Source organism: Nitrosomonas nitrosa (assembly GCF_003051105.1).
In the GTDB taxonomy this organism is placed as follows: domain Bacteria; phylum Pseudomonadota; class Gammaproteobacteria; order Burkholderiales; family Nitrosomonadaceae; genus Nitrosomonas; species Nitrosomonas nitrosa.
Genome location: NZ_QAOO01000025.1, coordinates 36878 through 43521, shown reverse-complemented (window position 1 = coordinate 43521; position 6644 = coordinate 36878). Strand labels below are relative to the sequence as shown.

At 50.3% G+C, this 6644-nt stretch carries 5 protein-coding genes; 4 read left to right on the top strand and 1 reads right to left on the bottom strand.

Annotated features, from left to right (window positions below; genetic code table 11):
• The 3 genes from C8R30_RS15975 to C8R30_RS12585 all read left to right on the top strand — a co-directional run.
• Positions 1–297 (top strand): putative transposase (locus tag C8R30_RS15975; protein WP_219908880.1); only part of this gene is annotated, 297 nt, incomplete at its 5' end.
• A gap of 170 nt (positions 298–467) precedes the next feature.
• A complete protein-coding gene (locus C8R30_RS12590) occupies positions 468–2495 on the top strand; it encodes a CopD family protein (protein ID WP_090671490.1) in 2028 nt (675 codons plus the stop codon).
• A gap of 135 nt (positions 2496–2630) precedes the next feature.
• On the top strand, positions 2631–3497 hold the full coding sequence (locus C8R30_RS12585) for an arginase (protein WP_090671492.1): 867 nt from the start codon (positions 2631–2633) through the stop codon (positions 3495–3497).
• A gap of 31 nt (positions 3498–3528) precedes the next feature.
• Here C8R30_RS12585 and C8R30_RS12580 read toward each other — a convergent pair whose 3' ends face one another.
• On the bottom strand, positions 3529–4572 hold the full coding sequence (locus C8R30_RS12580) for an ornithine cyclodeaminase (RefSeq protein ID WP_204799309.1): 1044 nt from the start codon (positions 4570–4572) through the stop codon (positions 3529–3531).
• Between the two features lie 130 nt (positions 4573–4702).
• Between C8R30_RS12580 and C8R30_RS12575 the strand changes: the two genes are divergently transcribed.
• Positions 4703–6541, top strand: a complete 1839-nt coding sequence (locus C8R30_RS12575) for a transglycosylase SLT domain-containing protein (protein WP_090671498.1) — start codon at positions 4703–4705, stop codon at positions 6539–6541.
• The last annotated feature ends 103 nt before the right edge of the window (positions 6542–6644 follow it).

Sequence of the window (6644 nt, the reverse complement as noted above, 5' to 3'; positions counted from 1 at the left end):
CATTTCCTCGACACCATTAAAATCATCGCTTACCGCGCCGAGTCGGCAATGGTTAACATCGTCCGTGAATTCCTACCCAAACCCGATCAGGCTCGGGCAATATTGCGTGCCTTATACGCCACAGAAGCCGACCTCTTGCCCAACTACCTCAACAAAACCTTGACCGTCCGGTTGCACCACAGCGCACGCGTACATACTGATGAGGTCATCGCTAAGCTCTGCGAGGAGCTCAATGCTACTGAAACCTTCTTTCCTCGATCAGAATTTCGTCTGATCTTTAAATTGGGGTCATCTTAAAATCGCTGGGATCAGGTGGTCTGTGGTTTAATTATCTGCTGCGTTTATGAGATACTCTCTCAATTTTTAAACGAGTCACTTTGCCCAATGTAGTTGAAGTGGGCGACGAATCTGCTGCAACCAATATTCCAGATGATGTCAAACCAACCGACACTTTCTTGCTGTAAATCATGATCGAATTCATTGCTGCTTTTTCCCGGTGGTCGCAATTGACTGCCAACTTAATTCTATTTGGAAGTTGCGTTTTCCTTGCCCTTGTTGCACGCCCCCAGGTTAGATCGGGGGGAGCGTGGGCGATACGGTTGGAAAAAGTATTTCCATGGCTTGCGGGTTTGATATTGTTGGGATTGGTCGGTATTCTGGCTACCACAACCGGAGACGCAACAGGCGTGATAGCGAATACATGGCGTCCGGCGGCCTGGTCCGAACTCGTGCAGCAGACACGGGTAGGGTTGATGTGGACGGCGTGGGCGTCACTGGCTTTTATGCTCTTTTGCGTCATGTTGTATCTTCGGCGCATCGATCGTAGGCGATGGCATTTTGTTTTGGGTGCGGTTGCCGCCTCGCTTCCCTTGATAGCGGGCTCGCTGTTGAGTCATTCTGGCGCTGAGGAAATATCATTTGAATCGATTGCACCTTATGCGTTGCATATCCTCATGGCAGGTCTTTGGTTTGGTGCATTGCCCGCGTTTCTGCTGATAGTGCATGATTTGCGCAGGGAATCCGATAAAGCATTACTGCAGTTCAATGCGTATGCCCTGAAAAAATTTTCGGTGATGGCGCTGCCGGCAATGGTGTTGCTGATAGTGACCGGTGTGATGGTCGCAGACCGTATGGTGGATAATTTGTACCATACATTGGTGTCCAGCTTATATGGCTGGCTATTGAATTTCAAGCTTGCGGTATTGGCCATCATTCTGTTGATTGCTTATCGCGTGCGCTACCATGGGTTACCTTCACTCTCCCAAATCGAGGAACCCCTACAAGTCGCAAAAGGGACTAGCTATCTGAGAAAGTGGGTGGGTATCGAATTTGTGCTTGCAATGCTTTTGGTGTTGCTCGCTACTTTGTTGGCCAATACCTTGCCTGCCAAGCACGCCATCGTTGAGAACTGGCCTTATCCGTTCCGCTTCGTGATCGACGCGATGTGGGATGAGCCCAATGTGCAGGATAGATTCTGGTCTGGATTGACACTTTTCCTGTTTGCGCCCGTTCTGATCTGGTTGGGGTTAAAGGTGCAGTGGCGTCGGCTGAAAACGCTGCTGTTGTCGGGCACACTTGCGGCCATCGCAGTGGCTATTGCGTTACCGCCGCTGACGATCGAGGCTTTTCCTGAGACATTCCGAAAAACGCCGGTGCCGTTCGATGCCATTTCGATTTCGAATGGTTCATCGTTGTTTGCCGAACATTGTGCAAGCTGCCATGGCGCGCAAGGCAAGGGCAATGGCATACTCGCCGAGAAATTAACCACGGATCCGACTGATCTGCTGACTGAGCCGCACACGGTACGGCATACGGTGGGAAATTTCTTTCATTGGATCTCCGAGGGGGTGCCTGAAACCGATATGCCAGGTTTTGCGGCGGTGTTAACTGAGGAAAGCCGCTGGGATATCGTCAATTATATGCACGCCCTGTCACGCGGGTTTGACGCTCGCTTATTGGGTACCATGATCATGCCGGAAATGCCGGCTGTCGGTGCGCCCGTCTTTTCATATTTTGCACACGATGGCTCCAGCGGGAGCTTGAAGGATTTCCGCCAGAAAAAAAATATCGTAGTGATTCTGTTTTCCTGGCCGCAGTCTCAGCAACGCTTAAATCAATTGAAAGAAAGCTATGAAGATTTAGCGCTTAACTACAATACCGAAATTCTGGCTGTCCCCATACGGGCGCTCGATACGCAAGAATTAGCGGAGATTACCCAGAACGTCCCTTTTCCGGTGGTAACGGAAGGCTGGCAGGAAATTAGAAACAGCTACCTCTTGTACCGCAGGAACAGGACAGTGCCTGATTTACTGGGAAAGGGGATGACGCCCGGGCATATTGAGTATTTAATCGATCGATTTGGCTATTTGCGTGCGCGTTGGGTCGCCCAATTTGACGGTTTTGGTTGGCTAAACGTGGCGATGCTGACCCAGCAGATCACCCAGCTCAATCAAGAAGGCGAGATTATGCCGCCGCCGGGGGATCATGTGCATTGATGCCAAAATGTGCTGGCAGCGTCTTTAGGTTCATGGTTGATGAGTGGGATTGAACGAATAACTGAAATCAGAAAAAGTGGAGAAGATCGATGATATCGATGCGCTATCGTATCCAAATCATGTGGCTATCGACGCATGGCTAAGATAATACAAACACTAGGTATAGCTTCTTGTCTGGGTGGACCGATGCGAACGTGTGGTTATGCAGCAGAAATGCTGCGCGAGGCGTATAACCTGAAGCCAGTGCTGCAAAATGGCTTGCAATTGCAGTGGCATATCCTCTATCCGAAAAAAGAAGGAAGCAAAGAGGCTAGATTAGCCCATTTATATCAGAGGGCGAGCGAATTCACACGTTTCTGGGTTGAAAACGGCCGCACTTTTTTGGTGATTGGCGGTGATCATTCCTGCGCAATGGGCACATGGGCGGGTGTAATGCAGGGATTACCGGCCAGCAGCGAGCTGGGTTTGATCTGGCTGGATGCCCATATGGATGCGCATACCTTTGCGACGACCCCTTCAGGCAATATACACGGTATGCCGGTTGCTGCGCTGCTAGGCAAAGGGGATGAACGATTGAACGCCGTGTATCCGGCTGATTGCTTCATTCATCCTGAAAAATTTCTGTTGGCTGGCGTCCGCAGCTACGAACCTGCGGAAAACGCTTTGTTAAAGACAGCCAACGTCAAGGTCATTTTTGCCGAGCAAGTGACTGATTTTGCCAAGACGTTGCAAGCTGCCGTGATGCAATTGAGTGAAACGTGCAGCGTGATTGGCATAAGCCTTGATCTCGATTTTATCGATCCTGAAGATGCGCCTGGGGTGGAAACGCCGGTAGTGGGGGGCATAAGAGCAGACGCGTTGCTGGCTGCATTGGCTGCGGTCAAGCATCATCCCAAACTCTGTGGTCTGGAAATCAGTGAGTTCAATCCCGAAAGTGATCAGCAGGGCAAAACGTTGCGGCTGATGAGAACGATAGTCGAGACATTTTATGCAGACACGTAACGCTTCTTGGTATCAATTGCTTGACAGCCTATTAGCCTGAAGAGGATAAAACACCAAATAAATCCTTGGGATCGTGCACTTCGGGTAACATGGGCACTTCGCTGCCGATACAATGTTCCAAAGCCAACTCATGGATAAGCCGTAACGTTGAATAATCTTCTAGCGCAAAACCGACTGAATCGAACACAGTCATTTCTGCGTCATTTTCTCTACCGGGTTTGCTTTGAGTGATGAGTTCCCATAATTCGGCGTAAATACCGCTTTCGCCACATTGTTGCACTTCGCCTTCTATCAGTGCTTGCGGCGTGAATTCTACTACGACTTTTGCCGCATCCAGCAACATGAGGTCCAATTCGGTTTTACCCGGACAATCGCCTCCCATGGCGTGAATATGCGTGCCGGGCGCAATAGCCTGCAGGTCGAATAAAACCTGCTGTTTTTTCGCTGCGGTGGCTGTAATGATGATGCCGGCGTTACCAATAGTATCTTGGATGCTTTGGCACGGGATCAGCTCAAACCCGTAGGGCGTCATGTTGCGTGAGAATTTGGCCATCGCTGCCGCATCAATATCGAAGTAGCGGATGGTACTTAACGGGAAAATCGTCCTAAAACCGAGCACCTGAAATTCTGCCTGGGCGCCCGTGCCGATGATTGCCAAGGTCTGGGTATTTCCCTTGGCCAAATACTTGGCGGCCAAGGCACCGGTTGCTGCCGTGCGAAAGGCAGTCAGTAGCGTCATTTCGCTGAGTAGCAATGGATAGCCAGTCACTGCATCGCTCAACTGACCAATGCCGACGATGCTTAATTTGCCCTGTGCGGTGTTTCCAGGGTGGCCGCTAACATATTTAAAGGCATGGTAACGGTCGTCGGCACAAGGCATTAATTCAATCACACCATGCGGATAATAGGTGGCATGGCGCGGAGATTTTTGGAAAGCGTCCCAGCGGGAAAAATCGGTTTCCAGTGTGGCGATCAGCTTCTTGAAAAAGGCTTCTAGGCCTACAATTTTTATCAGCTTTCGAATGTCATTGATGTCGATGATTTTCATCTTGTCGCGTTCTCTAAAATCCTTCAATTATTCTCCAATGGCGTAATTGACAATCTATTAGGCCTTCAGTAGATTGGATCTACGTGAAAAAGATCTCTTTTTCTTACACATTACACGAATTTCCCGAGAGGCAGTTAGCTGGATGAGTTTTCAGTGCATGCGCATGTTATTTTTGATGATCGGGTTGCTGATTACGACAGGTTTGAGCGCAAGTGTCGTTAGTGTACCGATGAAGCTGGATTACTCGTTCCTGCATCGTATGCTGCTGGCGCAAATTTATACCGATACGGGGGGTACGGCACGCGTATTCGATGATCAGTCTGATTGCAGCACACTCGTGCTTTCGAATCCACAAATTGGCTCGGACGGGGAGCGTATCCGCATCGTGACCGCGGTAAAAGCGAAGGTTGGGCATGGAATAGCAGGTCAATGCTGGCGCATTTCGAAGTGGCGGGGCCTTGTCGAAGTTTTCCTAGTCCCCACCATCAAACCGGAGCAGCCTGTCATCGAGTTTAGGGTGACCGATTCGAATTTGCTTGATCGTGAAGGAGCGAAACCTCTGGTGACGGGAACGCTGTGGGATTGGGTCAAGCAGCATGTCCATTCCAGGTTGGGCGCGTTAAAGATAGATCTCGCGATACCACTGCAAGAGATTCAAGCATTGATTCCGTTGATGCTGACGCCTTCTGAAGGTACCGCAACGCACCGCGTCTTATCATCGGCTATGTTCACTGGTTTTGAAATTGTGGATACGGGTATCGATTTAGCTTTACAACTCGATATTCCCGATCAAGCTACGCCAGCAGCGGCTGTCTCTCCTGTGTCTCCTCCTGAGCCAGCGCTGACTTCGGAGGAGGCGTTGCGCTGGGAGGTGGCTTGGCAAAACTGGGACGCGTTCCTGACTTTCATCATCAAGCAGGCGGCGGAAGATGCCGAGCAAGCAGAGCTACGGCAGGCATTGTTTGAAGTGTTGCTTGACGGCCGCTACGATCTAACCGATGCGTTGATCAATTGGCAGGGAGGCACAGCGGATCCGGTGCGCGAATTATTCCTGAAAAGCTGGGAAAGACTTTCGCCCATTCTGCAACGTTTGGAAATTACTTTGCCGGGTGCCATAGCGATCCGCTACTTAAGCTTTGTGGCGGCAGCAGATGCCCTGAAGGCAATGGATCAGGTAAGCGAAAAAGTAGGTTATGAAATATCGGCTGACGGTTTACGGCGGATGGCCCGCATGCTGGCACCCGAGTTAGAGAAGGATCCGCTTATTTACAGCTTGGATGTCGACCTGGAGTTGCGTCTGTTGTTTGGCTTTGGGACGCCGCTTCCCTTACCGGAGCCCCTACCTGACCCCGATACGGACAGTGGCACATGGTTCTTTTTCAGGCCCGCATGGGCAGCGGATGCGCCGAAGCGTTCTTTGGTCAAAAAACTCAACAGATGGGTGCCCCACACTAGTGAAATCGATACCTACTTGCCTCTCGTGGAGGATCTGCTCAGTCATGTGGTACGCACAACGCTCCGCACTAAGCGATTATCACATGAATATCATGATTTTTTTCGCTACTTGTCTCTCACCACTGCTTGGCAGGAGAGTTGCTGGCGGCAGTTCATCAAAAAAGGCGATCAGATTCAGCCCATCGTGTCACGTGCGGGTGCCATTGGTATCATGCAGATCAATCCCAACGTGTGGCGTGGCTTCTACGAGGTTTCGGCATTGCGCAACGATATCCGTTATAACGCATTGGCCGGCAATGAAATCCTCCATCACTACCTAATCGACTATGTGCTTGCCAAAACTCAGCACAACGATGAGAACGGCTTCGATCAGTTGGCGCGTCTGACCTATGTGACTTATAACGGTGGGCCGGGTTATTTCCAACGATACCGAAAGCAAACTGCGTCGCAGGCAATTCATCGGGTAGCGGTAACCTTCGGTAAAAAATACCAAGAGATGAAAGCCAATGGCTCTGCTGCGGTGGCCAGTTGTTACGGATAGTGATGACACGAATTTATCTAAGGGGCCACTAAAAATCTCTATTTCGTCACAATACCTCGATGATCACAAAAAATGTTTCGTTACATATCCATCATATGCTGCG